Below are 17,218 nucleotides of genomic sequence, written 5' to 3'. Positions count from 1 at the left end.
GGCGAGCGCCCAGATTGGAGGGCGCGGCGCAGGAACCCGGCTTAGTGAGAGACAACGAACCCTACCCCGATATCCCGTTCATCGGACGCTGGCACTATTCGCGTGCCGAGATGATCGCTGACGGTATCGTCCACGCGGTCGGCATCGTGCTGGCGATATCGGCCGGTTCCGCGCTGCTGGCGCTGGCGGCGTTTCGTGTCGGACCCGGCGAATACATCGCCGCCGCCTTCTACGTGATTTCGCTGCTCACCGTGCTCTCGGTGTCGATGACCTACAATCTGTGGCCGGTCTCGTCGCCGGCAAAATGGGTGTTGCGGCGTTTCGACCACGCCGCGATCTATCTGCTGATCGCCGCGACCTATACGCCTTTCCTGGCGCAGCTCGAAGGCTCGCCGCTGGCGCGCTGGATGATCGTGCTGGTCTGGACCGCGGCAGCGCTGGGCATTGCCATCAAGGTGTTCTTTCCCGGCCATTTCGACCGGCTGGCGATCGGCTTCTATCTCGCCATTGGCTGGAGCGGCATCATCCTGGTCAAGCCGCTTGTCCAGACGCTACCGACGACATCGATAGCGCTGATCGTTGCCGGCGGCATCGTCTACTCCTGCGGCGTCATCTTCTTCGCCTGGAAGGGGCTGCGCTTCCACAATGCGCTGTGGCACGGTTTCGTCGTCACCGGCGCCAGCCTGCATCTGGCCGCCATGGTCGACTGTCTGGTCATCAATCGCCTCTGACACTATCGACGCGGCAATATTGCCAAGCGCCATTCAATTTGGTCACAATTCCGTTTAGAGTCGCGGTTTACGTGATCGGCGGCGGCATCGGAAACGGGGCACGGATGGCTTTTCTCAGATCCTTCGGCATGGGCAGACGTTCTGATGTCCTGATCTACGACCCGCATAAATTATCGAGCCCGCAGGTCTTTCTGCTGACCATGGTGATCTTCCTGGTCATCGTCGCCTTCATCGCCGCCATCCTCACCCGACAGATCTCAACCGCCTTTGGCAGCAATCCCGGCCTCAATGGCCTGATCGTCGGCGTGCTGGTGGTCGGCATCCTTTTGGCCTTCGCCCAGGTCGGGCGACTGTTTCGCGAAGTGCGCTGGGTCAACTCCTTCCGTGCCGGCTCGGAGACGACCGAACCGGTGCTGCTGGCGCCGATGAAGGCGATGATCGGCCGTTCCTCGGCGATGGCCTTCTCGACCAGTTCGATGCGCACCATGCTCGATTCCATCGCCACGCGCCTCGACGAAAGCCGCGACACCTCGCGCTATCTCGTCGGCCTGCTGGTGTTCCTCGGCCTGCTCGGCACCTTCTGGGGATTGTTGAACACCATCGGCTCGATCCGCGAAACCATCGAATCGCTCGATCCCGGCACCGGTGACGCCGCCGCGGTGCTCGATTCCCTGAAGCAGGGGCTTTCGGCGCCGCTGGCCGGCATGGGCACCGCCTTCTCGTCCTCGCTGTTCGGCCTCTCCGGCTCGCTGGTGCTCGGCTTCCTCGACCTGCAGGCCGGCCGCGCCCAGACGCGCTTCTACACCGAACTGGAAAACTGGCTTTCCTCGGTCACCGACCTGTCGTCGGACATCGTCGTCGCCGACCCGGCCAAAACCGAATCCTCCGACGAGATCCGGGTGCTGTCGGAACGGCTGCGCTCGATGCAGGAGAATGGCGGCGGCTCCAACCCGCGCGTCGCCACCGCCATGGCCAATCTCGCCGACGGCATTTCCGGCCTGGTCAAGAATATGCGCTCGGAACAGCAGATCATGCGTGACTGGGTCGAGGCCCAGTCCGACGAGCAGAAGGCGATGCGCAACACGCTGGAAAAGATCGCCGATGCCCTGAAGAAGCCCGGAGTGCACTGACGTGGCACTCGCCAGGGGCCGGCGCACCGATCGCCGCATCGACTACTGGCCGGGCTTCGTCGACGCGCTGTCGACGCTGCTTTTGGCCATCATGTTCCTGCTCACGGTCTTCGTGCTGGCGCAGTTCCTGCTGGGACGCGAAATCTCCGGCAAGGATACGGCGCTCTCGCGCCTCAACTCGCAGATCAACGAACTGACCCAACTGCTGGCGCTGGAGCGCTCGACGGCGCAGGACAAGGATGATTCCCTGGCCAATCTGCAGGCGTCGCTGTCGGCCGCGCAAGCGGAAAAGAGCCGGCTCGAACGATTGCTGGCGCAAGGTGCCGGTGCCGGCGACGCCGCCAACCAGCGTGCAGCGGCGCTCGGCGGCGAACTCGACAGCCAGCGCCAGATCAGCCAGCAGGCGCTGAGCCAGGTCGAGATCCTCAACCAGCAGATCGCGGCGCTGCGCAAGCAGATCGGCGCGCTCGAGGATGCGCTCAACGTCTCCGAAATCCGCGACCGCGATTCCAACACCAAGATCGCCGATCTCGGCCGCCGCCTCAACGTCGCGCTGGCGCAGCGCGTGCAGGAGTTGAACCGCTACCGCTCCGACTTCTTCGGCCGTTTGCGCGAAATCCTCGCCGACCGCGAGAACATCCGCATCGTCGGCGACCGCTTCGTCTTCCAGTCGGAAGTGCTGTTCCCGACCGGCTCTGAGGTGATCAACGATGCCGGCAAGGTCGAGATGAAGAAACTCGCCGACGCCATCATCGAGTTGCAGAAGGAAATCCCGCCCGAGATCAATTGGGTGCTGCGCGTCGACGGCCATACCGACAACAAGCCGCTCTCCGGCACCGGCCGCTACCGCGACAATTGGGAACTGTCGACGGCGCGTTCGACCTCGGTGGTGAAATTTCTGATCGAGAACGGCGTGCCGGCCAACCGCCTGGTCGCGGCAGGCTTCGGTGAGTTCCAGCCCCTCGATCCCGCCGACACCGAAGAGGCGCGCAACAAGAACCGCCGTATTGAACTGAAGCTCACCGAACGTTGATCCAAAATCACGCGAACTTGTTCGTCGGCTCAACCTTAGGGCGCAGACGGAGGCCGGCAAGGCCTGAAAAGATTATCTTTTTTTAATTACACATTGTCGCAGGGCGGTCCTAGCCTGCCGCCCGGGCCGAGAACCGCCGGCGATGAATCCCCCCTCATCGCGACGCGACGGAACCGGACGGCCCAAGGCTGGAAGGCAGGCGGACAACCGCCGCCTCCCTCTACAAGAGGAGACGCGTGATGCGCTCTTTCACTCCCAAGACCTCGCTTAGAACTGCAACACTCACGGCGCTCCTCATCGCCGTTCCGCTTGCCGGCGCCTATGCCGCGGGCCATCACAAGGGCGCTCTCGACGCGACCGATCCAACCGATATGACTGGCCCGCGTGTCGAGGCGCTTATCCAACAGGTGCAGGGCGTCCGGCAGGGCATCGTGGACGCAAGACAGGCCAACAACATCACCCCGGCTGTGGCGGAACGCCTGGAAATGCGCACGGCCCACATCAGTCAGGCGGCAGAGAAAGTCGCCGCCTCCGATCACGGCAGGATACCGGCCGCGCAATACCATGATCTGCTGCGCCGTCTCGACAATGTCGACCAGCGGCTGATGATCGACACCGGCAGCGGCTTCATGATCGGCGACGGCGCCGACGGCGGCAATTACCCGAACGGCTGAGGCCATAGCGCCCGAAACGGTCCAAGAGGAAGGAACCGCCTGGCGCCTTCGAGAGCGATCCCGCGGGCGTCCTTTTTACCAGCCGAGCAATACCGCGATCAGGGCGATCACCGCCGGCACGGTCTGGATGAACAGGATCTTGCGCCCGACCGTTGCCGCGCCATAGAGGCCGGCAATGGCCACGCAAGCCAGAAAGAAGACCTTGACCTGGAAACCGGCCGCACCAAGGTATAGCCCCCAGATCAACCCGGCGGCGAGGAACCCGTTATAAAGTCCCTGATTGGCCGCGAGCACTTTCGAGGCACTGGCGAATTCCGGGGTCAGGTTGAAAGCCTTGTGCCCGCGCGGCGTGTCCCACAGCACCATCTCCAGATAGACGATGTAGGCATGGATCAAGGCCACCAGCCCGACCAGGATGTTGCCGATCATTTTTCCCCCTTGATGTGTTGCCGGCAGCATTTCATGCGCGGCCTCGCCTGCGCAAGGTGCATTTGCCGGACGGCATCCGAGGGTTGCCAACGCTTTTGCGTTGGTGTCTTTTCGCGCCGTCCCAATCACGGAAGTCGCCATGTCCTTTCAGAAACTCGACGACCTCGGTCACAAGCTCGAAGCGCTCGAGCATGCGCTGGCCATCCTCGGTGCCGATGAGGCCACGCACATGGCCGTCGGCGGCGGCGAGAAGCGTGCCGAGGCGATGTCGGCACTGGCCGGCATGTATCACACCAGGGCAACGGCGCCCGAGATAGCAGACTGGATCGCCGCGGCCGAACAGGAAGCGCTGGGGGAGGAGCAGCGCGCCGCCGTCTCGGAACTGCGGCGGCAATACACCAACCTGACCTGCCTGCCGGTCGAATTCGTCGAACGCCAGACGACCGCGCGCTTGCGTTGCGAGCAGCTGTGGCGCGGCCTGCGCGCCAAGAACGACTGGGCAGGCTTCCAGCCGGCGCTGGAAGGCGTCGTGGCGCTGGTGCGCGAGGAGGCGGCGCTGCGTGCCGATGTGCTCGGCCTGGCCCCCTATGACGCGCTGATGGAGCAGTACGACCCCGGCAACCGCACCGCCGACATCACGCCTGTGTTCAGCGACCTGAAGGCTTTTCTGAAAAGTTTCGTGCCGGAGGCGCTGGCGATCCAGGACGCACGGCAGCGCAAGCGCCCGCTGAAGCCGCTTTCGGGCACCTATGCGATCGATCGGCAGCGCGAGCTCGGCCTTGCCATGATGACGGCAGTCGGCTTCGACCTGACGCATGGGTCGCTGTCGGTGTCGCACCACCCTTTCTGCGGCGGCGTGCCGAGCGACGTGCGTATCACCACCCGCTACAAGACGTCCGACTTCCTGTCGGCGCTGATGGGCGTGCTGCACGAGACCGGCCATGCGCTCTACGAACAGAACCTGCCCAAGGCATGGTCGCACTGGCCGCTCGGCAAAGCGCGCGGCATGGCCGTGCATGAAAGCCAGAGCCTGTTCGTCGAGAAGCAGCTAGGCCGCAACCCGGCCTTCTGGCGCTGGGCGCTGCCAGTGGTTGAAAAGCATCTCGGCGAAGCCTGGTCGCTCGACGACATCCTGCCGCACGTGCATCGCGTCGGACGCGGCCTGATCCGGGTCGATGCCGACGAGGTGACCTATCCCCTGCATGTCATCCTGCGCTACGAACTGGAACAGGAACTCGTCTCGGGCCGGCTGGAGGTGGCCGATCTGCCCGAAGCCTGGGACGCCAAGATGCGCGACTACCTCGGCCTTTCCACCATCGACAACCCAGCCGACGGGCCAATGCAGGACGTGCATTGGCCCAGGGCAGCTTTCGGCTACTTCCCCTCCTACACGCTTGGCGCGATGATGGCGGCCCAGCAATGGGCGGCGCTGACGCGGGAGCATCCTGCCGCCGACGAGGATCTCGCCAAAGGCAATTTCGAGGCGATCAACGACTGGCGCCGCCAAAAAATCTGGTCACAGGGGTCACGCTGGTCGACGCCGGACCTGCTCGAACGCGCCACCGGCGAAAAGCTCAATGCTACCTATTTCGTGAACCATCTGAAGCAGCGCTATGGAGCCGCATAGCGGCTGTCGCCACAGCGGCAGATCTGCCTACTCCGCCGCGCCCCTGAAAGCACTGGCGCCGGTTTCAAACTGCAGCTTGGCCAGCCGCGCATAGATGCCGCCCTTGGCGACAAGGCTCTGATGCGTGCCTTCCTCGACGATCGAGCCGCCATCCATGACCAGGATCCTGTCGGCCTTCAGCACCGTTGCCAGGCGGTGGGCGATGACGATCGTGGTGCGGCCCTGCATCAGCCGTTCCAATGCCGTCTGCACCAGCGTTTCGCTTTCGGCGTCGAGTGCCGAGGTGGCCTCGTCGAGCAACAGGATCGGCGCGTCGCGCAAGATGGCACGGGCGATCGCAACCCGCTGGCGCTGACCGCCTGACAGCGTCACGCCGCGCTCGCCGACTTGGCTGTCATAGCCTTTTTCCAGCTTGAGGATGAATTCATCGGCAAGTGCATCCTTCGCCGCCGTCTCGATTTCGGCCTTGCTGGCTCCCGGCCGGCCGAAACCGATATTGTCACGCGCGCTTGCCGCGAAAATGGTGACGTCCTGCGGCACGATGGCGATGCGCTGGCGGACCGAAACGGGGTCGGCCTCGCGCACATCGACGCCGTCGATCAGGATCTTGCCTGTTTCGGGATCGTAAAAACGCAGGATCAGCGAAAACACCGTGCTCTTGCCGGCCCCTGACGGCCCGACGATCGCCACCGTCTCGCCCGGCATGACCTGAAAGCTTAAGCCGTGCACGGCGGCGCGGTCGGGCCTTGCCGGGTAGGAGAAGGAGATATTGTCGAAGACGATCGCGCCCTTGGCGACGGCCGGCAGCGGCTTCGGATCGGCGGGAGCCTGGATCGCCGGCTTCTCGGCCAGGATCTCGGTCAGCCGTTCGGCAGCACCCGCCGCTTGCGCAAGTTCGCCCCACACTTCCGACAGCGCGCCCAGCGCGCCGGCGGCGAACACCGAATAGAGCAGGAACTGGCCGAGCGTGCCTGGCGATATCGAGCCTTCGAGCACGTCGCGCGAGCCGAACCACAGCACCGCCACGACGGACGAGAAGATGGTGAAAATGGCGAAGAAGGTTAAGAAGGAGCGCGCGAAGATCGAGGAGCGTGCCGCCTCGAAAGCAGCTTCCACCGCAGCCGAGAAATGCCCGGTGACCAGCTTCTCATTGGTGAAGGCCTGCAGCGTGCGCACCGCGCCGATCTGCTCGCTGGCATAGGCGGTGGCATCGGCCAGCGTATCCTGCGCCTGGCGTGATTTGCGCCGCACCGAACGGCCGAAGGCGACCAGCGGCAGCACGATCACGGGTATTGCCGCGATGACCAGGCCGGACAGTTTCGGGCTGGTGATGACCATCATCCCCACCGCGCCAAGGCCGAGGATGACATTGCGCAGCGCCACCGAGGCCGTCGCTCCGACCGCCGACTTGACCTGCGTCGTGTCGGCGGCAAGCCGCGACACGATCTCGCCCGACTGGGCGGTGTCGAAGAAGGCAGGCGACAGCGTCGTCACATGGGCAAACACATCGCGCCTGATATCGGCGACGACGCGCTCGCCCAGCGTGATGACGAAATAGTAGCGGCCGGCCGATGCTGCCGCCAGCAGGGCGGCCATAGCCACCAGCGCTGCGAAATATTCGGCAATGAAGGTCGTGCTGGACGACGAGAAGCCATGATCGATCATGCGACGCACCGCCAGCGGCAGCGCCAGCGTGGTTGCCGCCGCGATAACCAGCGAGATAATGGCGCCGACGACCAGCGTGCGGTAGTGCGTGATGTAGGGGAACAGGCGCCTGAGCGGCTTGAGCGAACGCCGGCGCTCGTCTGCGCTGGTGATTTGCGCCATCCCGATGTTTCCTCCAGCCGTCCTTGGGGTCTGCGCCTCAATATGCGCTTGCCGCGGCCTTGTGATTCAATTCCGGCTGATGTATAGGCTCGCCGACCGTTTTAGAAGCCGTGGCTCCTCAATAGCTGCGGCTTCGAGTTTTAAAAAGGGGCGCATCGACGCAGGCTTATGCCCGTCGGCAGCGCCGGCAAGCCAGGAACCGAACCATGAAGACCGACATCCATCCCGATTACCACACCATCAAGGTCGTCATGACCGACGGCACCGAATACACGACCCGTTCGACCTGGGGCAAGGAAGGCGATACGATGAACCTCGATATCGACCCGACCACCCACCCGGCCTGGACCGGCGGCCAGCAGACCCTGCTCGACCGCGGCGGCCGCCTGTCGAAGTTCAAGAAGCGTTTCGAAGGTTTCGGCATCTAATTGTATGTCGCCCAAAAGTGCGAAGCGGTTTTGGGATAACGACTTGCATCAAGTAAGAACTTAAGCCAAACGAGCTTTCTCAGATCGAAAACCCGCCCTTGTGGCGGGTTTTTTGTTGCGGCGCGGTCCTACTCGGCCAGCAATTCCCTTAACGCCATGCGCTTGTAGGCGGCGACCAGCCTGTCGCCCTCCTGCCGCTCAACCGAGATCGCCAGCCGCATGGCGGCCTCGCCCATCTGCCAGACCAGAAACGCCGTGGTTTCCAGTGTCGCCGGATCGGCTGCCGGCCGCAGCCGTTTCAGCACCGCGCTGAGGAATTCGGCGTTGGCACGGCTGTCGGCGAGTTCGAGCTGGCGCAGCGCCTTGTCAGCCTGCGTGCCCGACCAGATGTCGCGGATCACCGGCTCGGCCAGGAACAGCCGGTAATAGATGTCGACCAACTCTGAAAACGCGGACTGCAGGCCTTCGGCGTCGCTGATGCCAGCCAGTGCTGCCGAAATGCAGGACTGGCTTTCGGCGGTGTAGCGCTCGGCCAGCGCCCAGATGATCGCCCGCTTGTCCGGAAAGAACTGATAGAGCGACCCGATCGACACCCCAGCGCGCTCCGCCACCTCACCCATGCGCATGGCATCGCTGCCTTGCTCGGCGATCAGCGCCGAGGCAGCCGCCAGCATGCGCTCGACCCGCTCGCGGCTGCGCTGCTGGCTCGGCGCCCGACGCGGTGAAGCAGCCTGCTTCTGTGCGGAAACGGGGGTTGCCGCGTCTTCCATACCTGACTCCAAATGCCGCCACACTCACTTGACTCGAAAAATACGAGGGTTTATCACGTTTTGCAAATGTGAGGATTAATCACGTTTATGCGGAGGAAAGCACAATGGGCATCTGGAGCAACTGACATGATCGCGAAACTTCTTCCCACTCTCATCTTCATTGCCGCACTTGGCTCAGGCGTCGTCGGCGGCGTCTTCTTTGCTTTCTCCAGCTTCGTCATGCCGGGCCTCGCCCGCATGCCAGCCGCAAGCGGCATTGCCGCGATGAATTCCATCAACGTCACAGCGGTGACGCCGCTGTTCATGACAGCGCTGTTCGGCACGGCTCTCGTCTGCATCGTTGTCGCCATCGGTGCGGTGATCGGCTGGAACCAGCCAGGCTCGCTCTGGCTGGTTGCCGGCAGCCTGCTCTATCTCATCGGCATCGTGGTGGTGACGATGATCTTCAACGTCCCGCTCAACGATGCGCTCGCCGCCCTCGATCCGGCCAGCAGCAATGGCGCAAGCCTGTGGACGCGCTACCTCGACGAATGGGTGATGTGGAACCATGTCCGCACCATCAGCGGCATAGCCGCGCTGGCATCCTTCTGGTTCGCCGCGCGTTGAAAAGGATGGATGGAGCCGCCGATGAAGGATCAATATTCGAATATGGCCTTCGGCATGGCGATCGGCGTTGGTGTCGGTGCCGCGGTCGGCACCGCTCTGGATGACCTTCCGATGGGCGTCGCCGTGGGTATTGCGATTGGCGCCGCCTTCGGAGCGTGGCGACGCAAGTGACGGCAGCGGCGGCCTCTACGCCTTTGTCTTCCGATCGGAATGACCGAGGTCGCGGTCCGGATCAATGACATCGCGGACCAGTTGCTTCAGCTTGGCCGCGTCCGGAAAACCGCCGTCGCGCTTGCGATCCCAGACAAGCACGTCATTGCAGGAAATGGTGAAGATGCCGCCGGTGCCCGGCACTAGCGTTACTTCGCCAAGGTCCGTGCCGAAGGTCGACAGCAGCTCCTGCGCCATCCAGCCGGCGCGCAACAGCCACTGGCACTGCGTGCAGTAGCTGATGCGGATGGCGGGGAGCACGCTTTCGCTCATGCCGGGCTGAGCTCCGCTCATGCCGCGCTGAGCTTGGCCATGGTCTCGTCGTCGACTTCGAAGTTGGCGTAGACGCTCTGCACGTCGTCGTCGTCCTCGAGCGTGGCGACCAGTTTCATCAGCGACTGTGCCCGCTCCTCGTCGACCGGAACGTTGTTCTGCGGCCGCCAGATCAGCTTCACCGATTCTGCCTCGCCGAGCGAGGTTTCCAGAGCCTTCGACACCTCACCGAGATTCTCGAAGGCGCAATAGATGGTGTGGCCTTCCTCGTCGGTTTCCACGTCGTCGGCGCCGGCTTCGATTGCCGCTTCCATGACCTTGTCGGCGCTGCCGGCCGATGCCGGATAATAGATCTCGCCGACGCGGTCCCACATGAAGGAAACCGAGCCCGTTTCCCCCATCGCGCCGCCGGCCTTGGTGAAGGCAGCACGCACATTGGACGCCGAGCGGTTGCGGTTGTCGGTCAGCGCCTCGACAATGACGGCGACGCCGCCCGGGCCATAGCCCTCATAGCGCACGGCTTCGTAATTCTCGGCATCGCCCATCGAGGCCTTGTTGACGGCGCGCTGGATGTTGTCCTTCGGCATCGACACCGCCTTGGCGTTCTGGATCGCCAGCCGCAAGCGCGGGTTCATCGATGGATCGGGCGTCCCGCTTTTAGCGGCGACGGTGATTTCGCGCGCCAGCTTGGAAAACATTTTAGACCGCACCGCATCCTGGCGGCCCTTGCGGTGCATGATGTTCTTGAACTGTGAATGGCCAGCCATGGCACCCCTGTCGTCTTCTCGGCTAGAGCATCGCGAAGCGAAGTGATCTGACCTCGTCTTCCGCAATGCTCGAATTCAAAATTTCAGAGCGTCCCAGGTGCACCTCTTGGAAGCACGGCGTTCTCTGTCGGAATGGCCGGCTTATAGATAAATCGGCTCAATTCGTCCAGCCGCACCGCGCATGCGGCGCAAGACGTGACCTGCTGCGGCGGCTCACGCCTCGAGGTCCGACTTCAGTCGGTCGATGATGCTGAGCGCATGGCCGGCATACTGGCTGATCCAGCGGTCGTGGATCTGCTTGATCGGCAGCGCGTTGAGATGGTTCCAGCGCTCGCGGCCGTCGCGCCGCGCAACGATTAGGTCGGCCTCCTCCAGCACCTTCAGATGCAGCATGACCGTGCAGCGATCGATATCGGGAAAGGCCTCGCACAGCATGCCGGTCGTCTTCGGCGCGTCCTTCAGCTGATCCAGCATTTCGCGCCGGCGCGGATGCGCCAGCGCCTTGAAAACATTGTCGTCTTGCGATCTGCTTGACATGTTATGTTTATATAACATATCTTTGGACCGATCAAGGGAAGGAGCTGTGGATATGTCACTTGGATTCAGTGTTTCCGGACGCATCGGCAAGCCGGTCGCCGACGTCTTCGACGCAGTCGTCAATCCGAAGAAACTGAGCGGCTATTTCACCACGATCGGCGGCGCCAGCGCCCCGCTGGAAGCCGGCGCCGGCGTCGTCTGGTGGGGCAAGGTGCCGGTTGAGGTCGACGAAGTGGTCAAGGACCGCCGCATCGTGCTGCGCTGGGATGCCACCGATGAGGACGGCAAGCCGGCCTACAAAACCCGCATCGAGATGAACTTCGAACCGCTGGACGATGGCGGCACCTTCGTCACCATCGCCGAGAGCGGCTGGCAGGAAGGCGCGGTCGGCCTGAAGAAGTCCTACCTCAATTGCGAGGGCTGGTCGCAGATGCTGGCCTGCATGAAGGCCTATGTCGAGTACGGCATCAATTTGCGCGACGGCTACTACCGCAGCGAGATGAAAGGCGAACCCGCCAACGAGACCAATGTTTGAGCGACCCGACATCTGAGCAACCAGAAGGAAGAGGAGGCCTTTGCGATGAAGAAAGTAACGCCATTCCTGATGTTCGAGGGCAAGGCCGAAGAGGCAATGACCCTCTATTGCGAGACCATTCCCGGCAGCAGCGTCCTCGACGTCACGAATTACGGCCCCGGCGAAGACGGTCCGCAAGGAACGGTCAAACTAGCGCGGGTGTCGATCGCCGGCCTGGAAGTCATGGTCTTCAACAGCCCCGTCCACCATGCATTCACCTTCACGCCATCGGTGTCGCTGTATGTGGACTGTTCCTCCGAGGATGAACTGAACCGAATTGTCGAGACGCTGGGCAAGGATGGCGCGTTCCTGATGCCATCGGACAATTACGGCTTCAGCCGCCGTTTCGCATGGCTAAACGACAGGTTCGGGGTCTCCTGGCAGATCAATCTCGCATGACTGGTCTGTGCAAGGGCGACCACCCTGCTGCTCTTGCCTCAATGCCCGCCGCCCGGCTTCTTGCGCCGCCGCGCCAGCATGTTGAGCCCCTCGACCAATGCCGAAAAGCCCATCGCCGCATAGATGTAGCCCTTGGGCACATGGTAGCCCATGCCGTCGGCGATCAGTGTCATGCCGATCATCAAAAGGAAGCCCAGCGCCAGCATGACAATGCTCGGGTTCTTGGCGATGAAGTTGGCCAGCGGCCCGGCCGCCAGCATCATCACGCTGACCGCCACGATCACGGCGATGTACATGATGGCGATCTCGTCGGTCATGCCGACGGCGGTGATGATCGAATCGATCGAGAAGACCAGGTCGAGCAGTAGGATCTGGAAGATCGCGCCGGCGAGGCTGATCTGCAGCGTCTCGCCCATCATCGTATCCTTGTGGTCGTCGGGATCGACCGTGTGATGGATCTCCTTGGTCGCCTTCCAAACCAGGAACAGGCCGCCGGCGATCAGGATCAGGTCGCGCCAGGAAAAACCATGGCCGAAGGCCGTGAATACCGGCGTGGTCAGCTGGACGATGATCGAAATGGTGGCCAGCAGCACCAGCCGCATGATCAGCGCCGCCGAGATGCCGAGCCGGCGGGCACGGGCCCGTTGTGCTTCCGGCAGCTTGTTGGTCAGGATCGAGATGAAGATCAGATTGTCGATGCCGAGCACGACCTCGAGCACAATCAGCGTCAGCAGCGCGACCCAGGCGGTTGGATCGGACACAAATTGAAAATGCGGCGCCAGGAATTCGATGAGCTGCATGGAGGTCGTCCCCTCTTTTAACGATCTAGAGCAGTGTCGCCGGCAGTTAGGTACTAAGCGTGCCTATATCAATGTCATGACCAGAAGGACGGTGCGGTTTCCTCCAGCCGCGGGCCGCGACGAAACGGCGCGATCCGCTCGGTCAGCCCGGTGCGGTCGGAAATATCGACGCCGACGCCGCACAAGGTCGCCGGTCCGGTCGCCGCTTCGAAGCGGCCTTTCGGCACTTTCGACAGGAACCGGTTGAGCGGCTCCTCCTTGTCCATGCCGAGCGAGGAATCATAGTCGCCGCACATGCCGGCGTCGGACATATAACCGGTACCGCCATTGAGGATCTGGTGATCGCCGGTCGGCTGGTGGGTGTGGGTGCCGACGACGAGGCTGGCGCGGCCGTCGACGAAATGCGCGAAGCACATCTTTTCCGAGGTCGCCTCGGCGTGGAAGTCGATGATCACGGCATCCGCCTGCTCGCCGAGCGGACAGGCGGCAAGCTCGCGTTCGCCGGCCTGGAAGGGATCGTCGAGTTCGGGATGCATGAACACCCGGCCCATGATGTTGGCGACCAGCACGCGCGCGCCGCTCCTGGCGATGTAGACGCCGGAGCCGCGCCCGGGCGTGCCCTTGGGAAAGTTCGAGGGGCGCAGGAAGCGCTCTTCGCGCGGCGCGAAGGCGAGTGCGTCGCGCTGGTCCCAGACATGGTTGCCGGTTGTGACGACATCCGCACCGGCCGCGATCGTCTCGCGAAAGATATCTTCGGTGATGCCGAAGCCGCCGGCGGCGTTCTCACCGTTGACGATGACGAAATCGAGTTTGAAGTCGGAGATCAAGCCGGGCAGCTGTTCCCACACCGCCGTCCGTCCTGTCTTTCCAACCATGTCACCGAGGAAGAGAAGTCTCATATGATCCCGCACCGAAGGTCAGCGAAGCAAAAGCTGCATGACGTCTGTGAAAGATCATGCGTCCTTTTATCTACAATTTTGACGCGAAGCGGCGCAACCCGCTCTCGGTCAGTATTTCCGGAATGACGACGTCATGTTCCTCATCCGGCACCATTGCCACCTCCTGGCAGTCGAAGGCGATGCCGACCAGCCGCGGCGGCTGTCCCTTGTCGATCAGCTTGGCGATGGCGCGGTCGTAATAGCCGGCACCATAGCCGATGCGATGGCCGCGCGCATCGAAGGCGGCGAGCGGCACCAGCATCACCGAGGGGTCGAGCACTTCTGCTTCTTCATGCGGGCCGACCGTGCCGAAACCCATCTCGACCATCGGCGCGCCGCGCACCAGTTCGCGAAAGACGATCGTGGTTTTGTCGAGAATGGCCGGCAGGCAAAGCCGCGCGCCCCTTTCGCGCAAGGCAAACATCAGCGGCCTGACGTCGACTTCCGAGCGCATCGGCCAGAAGCCGGAAACGATCTGGCCCGGCTCAATGTGGAGGTGATCGCGTGCCGTCTCTGCCATTTCAAGCGCGACCTCCACCCGCCAGAATTCGTCGAGCGCATCGCGGCGTCCGAGGGCCTCGCGGCGAAGCTGCTTTTTGAGGTCTTTGAGAGAGGTCATGCAGTCAGGGTAGAAAAGGTCAGATCTGGATGGAGTGTTGGGAGCGACGTTTTCCACCGCAATCATCCACCGAAATGCGGGACGCGTGGCAATAAGTGACGATCCACACAACCGGTGGAGAGAGCGATCCCGGGAACCTACAAAGTAGGTGGGCGCCGTGTGAGAAAACCCACGGGTCTTCCCAGGGACAGCTCCCTAAGGATCGTTAAGGCCCCGGGGAAAATGTTCTCCTGCCGGGAAGCACAGACCGTCCCGCCCAATATAGGCTGCCGGCCGGCTAAGCGCCAGTGAGACGGGCACTCTTTCCGTGTTGGGTTCAGGCCCTCGCGCCGCCAACACCTCACCCTTGCACAGGCACGGCCTCGTCCTTACGGTCGCGATGACCAACCGAGGAGCAAGAATGCGTTTCGAAGGCACGGCGGCCTATGTCGCCGACAAGGATCTGATGGTGGCCGTCAATGCGGCGATCGCGCTGGAGCGGCCCTTGCTGGTCAAGGGCGAGCCCGGCACCGGCAAGACGGAACTGGCCCGCCAGGTGGCGGCTGCACTCGGCCTCGACCTCATCGAATGGCACGTCAAGTCGACGACGCGGGCGCAGCAGGGCCTGTACGAATATGATGCCGTCTCGCGGCTGCGCGACAGCCAGTTGGGCGACGAGCGCTTTAACGACATCAGGAACTACATCAAGCGCGGCAAACTCTGGGAGGCTTTCGCCGCCGGCAGGAAGGTCGTGCTCTTGATCGACGAGATCGACAAGGCCGACATCGAATTCCCAAACGATCTCCTGCAGGAACTCGATCGGATGGAGTTCTTCGTCTACGAGACCGGCGAAACCATCCGCGCCGCCGTCAGGCCGATCGTCCTCATCACTTCCAACAACGAGAAGGAGTTGCCGGACGCGTTCCTGCGCCGCTGCTTCTTCCATTACATCCGCTTTCCCGACGTCGACACGCTGCACAGAATCGTCGACGTCCACTATCCCGGCATCAAGCAGAACCTGGTTCGGGCAGCCCTCACCCAGTTCTACGAGATCCGCGAAGTGCCGGGGCTGAAGAAAAAACCGTCGACCTCCGAGGCGCTCGACTGGATAAGGCTGCTGGTCGCCGACGACATCGCGCCCGAGGATCTGCGCGCCGACCCGAAGAACGCGTTGCCCAAGCTGCATGGCGCATTGCTGAAGAACGAACAGGACGTGCATTTGTTCGAGCGGCTGGCTTTCATGGCGCGCAGGCAAGGATGAGGCGCCGGGCACTGGCTACGATCGAGCTTCGCTTGCGCCCTGAGCACGATGACGGTCCCTTGCCTCTTGCGGCGCGACGTTTCTGGGGCCGAAGACGACGAAGCTGATGACGGCAAGGGCAAGAACGCCGATCCCGCTATAGAGCATGACCCAGCCAAAACCGTTGACCAAGGCGGCATGCGCAAGCGCGCCGGACGGATCGAGGGTCGCCAGCCTGGGCGAATATTGCGAGAGGCCATCGAGATTTCCGGTGGCGATCTTTTCCGCCAACGCGCGCAATTCGTCCGGGTCAAGGGCCGTGCCCAATGCGGTTTTGAGATAGGAAGCAATTCCCTGCGTCAACAGCAGGCCCAGCACCGCGATGTTGATGGCGAGCGTGATCAGCCGCGCGCTGATATCGATGCCCGAAGCCATGCCGGCGCGATCCGGCGACACCGAACCCGTCGTGGTGTTGGTGGTCGGTGAGTTGGTGAGGCCGATACCGATACCGGCGATCAGCGTACCGGGCAGCATGGTCAGCCAGCTGGCTCCCTCAAGGCTCGAACCTATCCTCATGGCGATAAAGCCGACCCCCAATGTCAGCAACCCGAACGGGATCGCCACCCGCGCCTGATAGCGGGCGCGCAGGCGCTCGGCGGTCGAGGACATCAGCATCAAGGGAAGCGTGTAGACGAGCAGCAGCAGGCCGGTCGTGGTGCTGTCGTAGCCGAGCACACCCGAAAAATAGATCGGCAGATAGATGATGAACGGCCAATAGCTGAAATTCATGCCGATGCCGCCCATGATCGCTCCCGAAAATTGACGGATCCGGAACACCGAGAAATCGAACATCGGGTAGGGGCTGATCTTCTCGGCAACGAGGAACGCGGCGAAGGCCAGCACGGCAGCACTTGCTACGCCGATGCGGGCGCCAGAGCCGAGATCGGCCCCTTGCGTGATCAGATAGGAGAAGCCAAACACCGCGAACGAGAGCGTCAGGATACCGGCACGGTCAAGCTTCTGGGCATTGTGGTCGCGTGATTCGGTGACACCGGCACCGATGAAGACCAGCGCAAGGATGGCAAGCGGCACATGGATGAGGAACACCCACTGCCAGCTCGAGAACGCGACGATCAATCCACCGATGGCGGGACCAAAGCCAAGCCCGATCCCCGAGACGACGCTCCAGGCCACAAAAGCCTTGCCGCGTTCGCTGCCGTCCTGAAATTGGTGGGACAAGACGGCCACGCTGCAAGTGAACATCGCCCCTCCCGCCAGGCCTTGCAGGAAGCGTGCAATGATGAGGAGCGAAGCGCTCGGCGCGAGGCCGCACAGCAGTGAGGCCAGGCCGAAGGCGATGGTGGCGATCACCATCACCCGTTTGCGGCCGAAGCGGTCGGCCAGCGTTCCTGTCGCCATCAGCACCGTGGTGCAGGCAATGGTGTAGGCGTTCATGATCCATTGCAGATCCTTAAAGTAGGCGGCGAGCACGCTTTCCAGTTTCGGAAGGATCACCGGGACGCTGGAGATTTCGAGGCCGAACAGCAGCGAGGCAAGGCAGGCCCCGGCAAGCGCAACGGTGTTTCGGTCGATTTGAAACGTCATGTCGATCACTTTCTGTCGAAGC

21 protein-coding genes and 1 other RNA gene are annotated in these 17,218 nt (G+C 62.8%); 11 read left to right on the top strand and 11 right to left on the bottom strand.

The features are described 5' to 3' along the window. The first annotated feature begins 44 nt into the window (after positions 1-44). From P3C39_RS21915 to P3C39_RS21900, 4 genes are all read left to right on the top strand, one after another. The gene (locus tag P3C39_RS21915) at positions 45-731 is read left to right on the top strand and encodes a hemolysin III family protein (protein ID WP_275954394.1); all 687 of its coding nucleotides are present in this window, start codon (positions 45-47) and stop codon (positions 729-731) included. Positions 732-835: 104 nt separating this feature from the next. Further along, a complete protein-coding gene (locus tag P3C39_RS21910) occupies positions 836-1,861 on the top strand; it encodes a MotA/TolQ/ExbB proton channel family protein (protein ID WP_013529124.1) in 1,026 nt (341 codons plus the stop codon). Position 1,862: 1 nt separating this feature from the next. Then, a complete protein-coding gene (locus tag P3C39_RS21905; protein WP_013529123.1) occupies positions 1,863-2,894 on the top strand; it encodes a peptidoglycan -binding protein in 1,032 nt (343 codons plus the stop codon). A 239-nt stretch (positions 2,895-3,133) separates the two neighbouring features. Next, the gene (locus P3C39_RS21900; protein ID WP_027162534.1) at positions 3,134-3,568 is read left to right on the top strand and encodes a hypothetical protein; all 435 of its coding nucleotides are present in this window, start codon (positions 3,134-3,136) and stop codon (positions 3,566-3,568) included. A 75-nt stretch (positions 3,569-3,643) separates the two neighbouring features. On the opposite strand, the gene P3C39_RS21895 is transcribed toward P3C39_RS21900, so the two are convergent. Then, positions 3,644-3,997, bottom strand: a complete 354-nt coding sequence (locus tag P3C39_RS21895; protein ID WP_063169204.1) for a DUF1304 domain-containing protein — start codon at positions 3,995-3,997, stop codon at positions 3,644-3,646. A gap of 139 nt (positions 3,998-4,136) precedes the next feature. Here P3C39_RS21895 and P3C39_RS21890 point away from each other — a divergent pair, with 139 nt between their 5' ends. Continuing rightward, positions 4,137-5,624 (top strand): carboxypeptidase M32, encoded by a 1,488-nt coding sequence (locus tag P3C39_RS21890; protein ID WP_275954395.1) that lies wholly within the window; start codon positions 4,137-4,139, stop codon positions 5,622-5,624. Positions 5,625-5,651: 27 nt separating this feature from the next. Here the strand turns inward: P3C39_RS21890 and P3C39_RS21885 are convergent, their stop codons facing one another. Further along, positions 5,652-7,451, bottom strand: a complete 1,800-nt coding sequence (locus tag P3C39_RS21885) for an ABC transporter transmembrane domain-containing protein (RefSeq protein ID WP_275954396.1) — start codon at positions 7,449-7,451, stop codon at positions 5,652-5,654. 206 nt (positions 7,452-7,657) lie between these two features. Between P3C39_RS21885 and rpmE the strand changes: the two genes are divergently transcribed. Next, positions 7,658-7,879, top strand: coding sequence for a 50S ribosomal protein L31 (gene rpmE, locus P3C39_RS21880; protein ID WP_013529118.1), 222 nt, complete (start codon positions 7,658-7,660; stop codon positions 7,877-7,879). A gap of 128 nt (positions 7,880-8,007) precedes the next feature. Here rpmE and P3C39_RS21875 read toward each other — a convergent pair whose 3' ends face one another. Further along, on the bottom strand, positions 8,008-8,649 hold the full coding sequence (locus tag P3C39_RS21875) for a TetR/AcrR family transcriptional regulator (RefSeq protein ID WP_024502910.1): 642 nt from the start codon (positions 8,647-8,649) through the stop codon (positions 8,008-8,010). 126 nt (positions 8,650-8,775) lie between these two features. On the opposite strand from P3C39_RS21875, the gene P3C39_RS21870 reads away from it, so the two are divergent. Together P3C39_RS21870 and P3C39_RS21865 are read left to right on the top strand one after the other, a co-directional pair. Next, on the top strand, positions 8,776-9,255 hold the full coding sequence (locus tag P3C39_RS21870; protein ID WP_275954397.1) for an anthrone oxygenase family protein: 480 nt from the start codon (positions 8,776-8,778) through the stop codon (positions 9,253-9,255). Between the two features lie 21 nt (positions 9,256-9,276). After that, positions 9,277-9,426: a hypothetical protein gene (locus tag P3C39_RS21865; protein WP_013529115.1), complete on the top strand. Its 150-nt coding sequence runs from the start codon at positions 9,277-9,279 to the stop codon at positions 9,424-9,426. A 15-nt stretch (positions 9,427-9,441) separates the two neighbouring features. Here the strand turns inward: P3C39_RS21865 and P3C39_RS21860 are convergent, their stop codons facing one another. From P3C39_RS21860 to P3C39_RS21850, 3 genes are all read right to left on the bottom strand, one after another. Then, entirely contained in the window at positions 9,442-9,738 is a 297-nt protein-coding gene (locus P3C39_RS21860; protein ID WP_275954399.1) for a SelT/SelW/SelH family protein, read from the bottom strand. A gap of 17 nt (positions 9,739-9,755) precedes the next feature. After that, on the bottom strand, positions 9,756-10,505 hold the full coding sequence (locus P3C39_RS21855) for a YebC/PmpR family DNA-binding transcriptional regulator (protein ID WP_013529113.1): 750 nt from the start codon (positions 10,503-10,505) through the stop codon (positions 9,756-9,758). 213 nt (positions 10,506-10,718) lie between these two features. Then, positions 10,719-11,042 (bottom strand): helix-turn-helix domain-containing protein, encoded by a 324-nt coding sequence (locus P3C39_RS21850; protein ID WP_024502907.1) that lies wholly within the window; start codon positions 11,040-11,042, stop codon positions 10,719-10,721. Positions 11,043-11,094: 52 nt separating this feature from the next. Here P3C39_RS21850 and P3C39_RS21845 point away from each other — a divergent pair, with 52 nt between their 5' ends. Together P3C39_RS21845 and P3C39_RS21840 are read left to right on the top strand one after the other, a co-directional pair. Then, positions 11,095-11,577 (top strand): SRPBCC domain-containing protein, encoded by a 483-nt coding sequence (locus P3C39_RS21845; RefSeq protein ID WP_063169205.1) that lies wholly within the window; start codon positions 11,095-11,097, stop codon positions 11,575-11,577. Between the two features lie 45 nt (positions 11,578-11,622). After that, on the top strand, positions 11,623-12,015 hold the full coding sequence (locus tag P3C39_RS21840) for a VOC family protein (RefSeq protein ID WP_063169206.1): 393 nt from the start codon (positions 11,623-11,625) through the stop codon (positions 12,013-12,015). A gap of 38 nt (positions 12,016-12,053) precedes the next feature. Here P3C39_RS21840 and P3C39_RS21835 read toward each other — a convergent pair whose 3' ends face one another. The 4 genes from P3C39_RS21835 to ssrS form a co-directional block, all read right to left on the bottom strand. Further along, complete coding sequence (locus tag P3C39_RS21835) at positions 12,054-12,815, bottom strand: TerC family protein (RefSeq protein ID WP_013529109.1); 762 nt, start codon at positions 12,813-12,815, stop codon at positions 12,054-12,056. 74 nt (positions 12,816-12,889) lie between these two features. Continuing rightward, positions 12,890-13,714 carry a YmdB family metallophosphoesterase gene (locus P3C39_RS21830; RefSeq protein ID WP_024502904.1) on the bottom strand — a complete coding sequence of 275 codons (825 nt, stop codon included), beginning with the start codon at positions 13,712-13,714 and terminating at the stop codon, positions 12,890-12,892. Positions 13,715-13,784: 70 nt separating this feature from the next. Then, positions 13,785-14,372: a 5-formyltetrahydrofolate cyclo-ligase gene (locus P3C39_RS21825; RefSeq protein WP_024502903.1), complete on the bottom strand. Its 588-nt coding sequence runs from the start codon at positions 14,370-14,372 to the stop codon at positions 13,785-13,787. 96 nt (positions 14,373-14,468) lie between these two features. Then, positions 14,469-14,624, bottom strand: a non-coding RNA gene (gene ssrS / locus P3C39_RS21820) — 6S RNA. A 148-nt stretch (positions 14,625-14,772) separates the two neighbouring features. On the opposite strand from ssrS, the gene P3C39_RS21815 reads away from it, so the two are divergent. Beyond that, entirely contained in the window at positions 14,773-15,612 is an 840-nt protein-coding gene (locus tag P3C39_RS21815) for a MoxR family ATPase (protein ID WP_275954400.1), read from the top strand. Between the two features lie 15 nt (positions 15,613-15,627). On the opposite strand, the gene P3C39_RS21810 is transcribed toward P3C39_RS21815, so the two are convergent. Then, positions 15,628-17,196 carry an MFS transporter gene (locus P3C39_RS21810; RefSeq protein WP_275954401.1) on the bottom strand — a complete coding sequence of 523 codons (1,569 nt, stop codon included), beginning with the start codon at positions 17,194-17,196 and terminating at the stop codon, positions 15,628-15,630. Positions 17,197-17,218 lie beyond the last annotated feature (22 nt).

The sequence above is a fragment of the Mesorhizobium sp. XAP4 genome (assembly GCF_029269325.1).
GTDB lineage: Bacteria > Pseudomonadota > Alphaproteobacteria > Rhizobiales > Rhizobiaceae > Mesorhizobium > Mesorhizobium ciceri.
The sequence above is the reverse complement of the archived record's forward strand: the minus strand, read 5'-3'. Positions and strand labels throughout refer to the sequence as shown.

Coding starts and splice junctions, on each gene's coding strand:
- P3C39_RS21910 (WP_013529124.1), top strand. CDS start 836: ATGGCTTTTCTCAGATCCTTCGGCATGGGCAGACGTTCTGATGTCCTG.
- P3C39_RS21900 (WP_027162534.1), top strand. CDS start 3,134: ATGCGCTCTTTCACTCCCAAGACCTCGCTTAGAACTGCAACACTCACG.
- P3C39_RS21895 (WP_063169204.1), bottom strand. CDS start 3,997: ATGATCGGCAACATCCTGGTCGGGCTGGTGGCCTTGATCCATGCCTAC.
- P3C39_RS21890 (WP_275954395.1), top strand. CDS start 4,137: ATGTCCTTTCAGAAACTCGACGACCTCGGTCACAAGCTCGAAGCGCTC.
- P3C39_RS21885 (WP_275954396.1), bottom strand. CDS start 7,451: ATGGCGCAAATCACCAGCGCAGACGAGCGCCGGCGTTCGCTCAAGCCG.
- rpmE (WP_013529118.1), top strand. CDS start 7,658: ATGAAGACCGACATCCATCCCGATTACCACACCATCAAGGTCGTCATG.
- P3C39_RS21875 (WP_024502910.1), bottom strand. CDS start 8,649: ATGGAAGACGCGGCAACCCCCGTTTCCGCACAGAAGCAGGCTGCTTCA.
- P3C39_RS21870 (WP_275954397.1), top strand. CDS start 8,776: ATGATCGCGAAACTTCTTCCCACTCTCATCTTCATTGCCGCACTTGGC.
- P3C39_RS21865 (WP_013529115.1), top strand. CDS start 9,277: ATGAAGGATCAATATTCGAATATGGCCTTCGGCATGGCGATCGGCGTT.
- P3C39_RS21860 (WP_275954399.1), bottom strand. CDS start 9,738: ATGAGCGAAAGCGTGCTCCCCGCCATCCGCATCAGCTACTGCACGCAG.
- P3C39_RS21855 (WP_013529113.1), bottom strand. CDS start 10,505: ATGGCTGGCCATTCACAGTTCAAGAACATCATGCACCGCAAGGGCCGC.
- P3C39_RS21850 (WP_024502907.1), bottom strand. CDS start 11,042: ATGTCAAGCAGATCGCAAGACGACAATGTTTTCAAGGCGCTGGCGCAT.
- P3C39_RS21845 (WP_063169205.1), top strand. CDS start 11,095: ATGTCACTTGGATTCAGTGTTTCCGGACGCATCGGCAAGCCGGTCGCC.
- P3C39_RS21840 (WP_063169206.1), top strand. CDS start 11,623: ATGAAGAAAGTAACGCCATTCCTGATGTTCGAGGGCAAGGCCGAAGAG.
- P3C39_RS21835 (WP_013529109.1), bottom strand. CDS start 12,815: ATGCAGCTCATCGAATTCCTGGCGCCGCATTTTCAATTTGTGTCCGAT.
- P3C39_RS21830 (WP_024502904.1), bottom strand. CDS start 13,714: ATGAGACTTCTCTTCCTCGGTGACATGGTTGGAAAGACAGGACGGACG.
- P3C39_RS21825 (WP_024502903.1), bottom strand. CDS start 14,372: ATGACCTCTCTCAAAGACCTCAAAAAGCAGCTTCGCCGCGAGGCCCTC.
- P3C39_RS21815 (WP_275954400.1), top strand. CDS start 14,773: ATGCGTTTCGAAGGCACGGCGGCCTATGTCGCCGACAAGGATCTGATG.
- P3C39_RS21810 (WP_275954401.1), bottom strand. CDS start 17,196: ATGACGTTTCAAATCGACCGAAACACCGTTGCGCTTGCCGGGGCCTGC.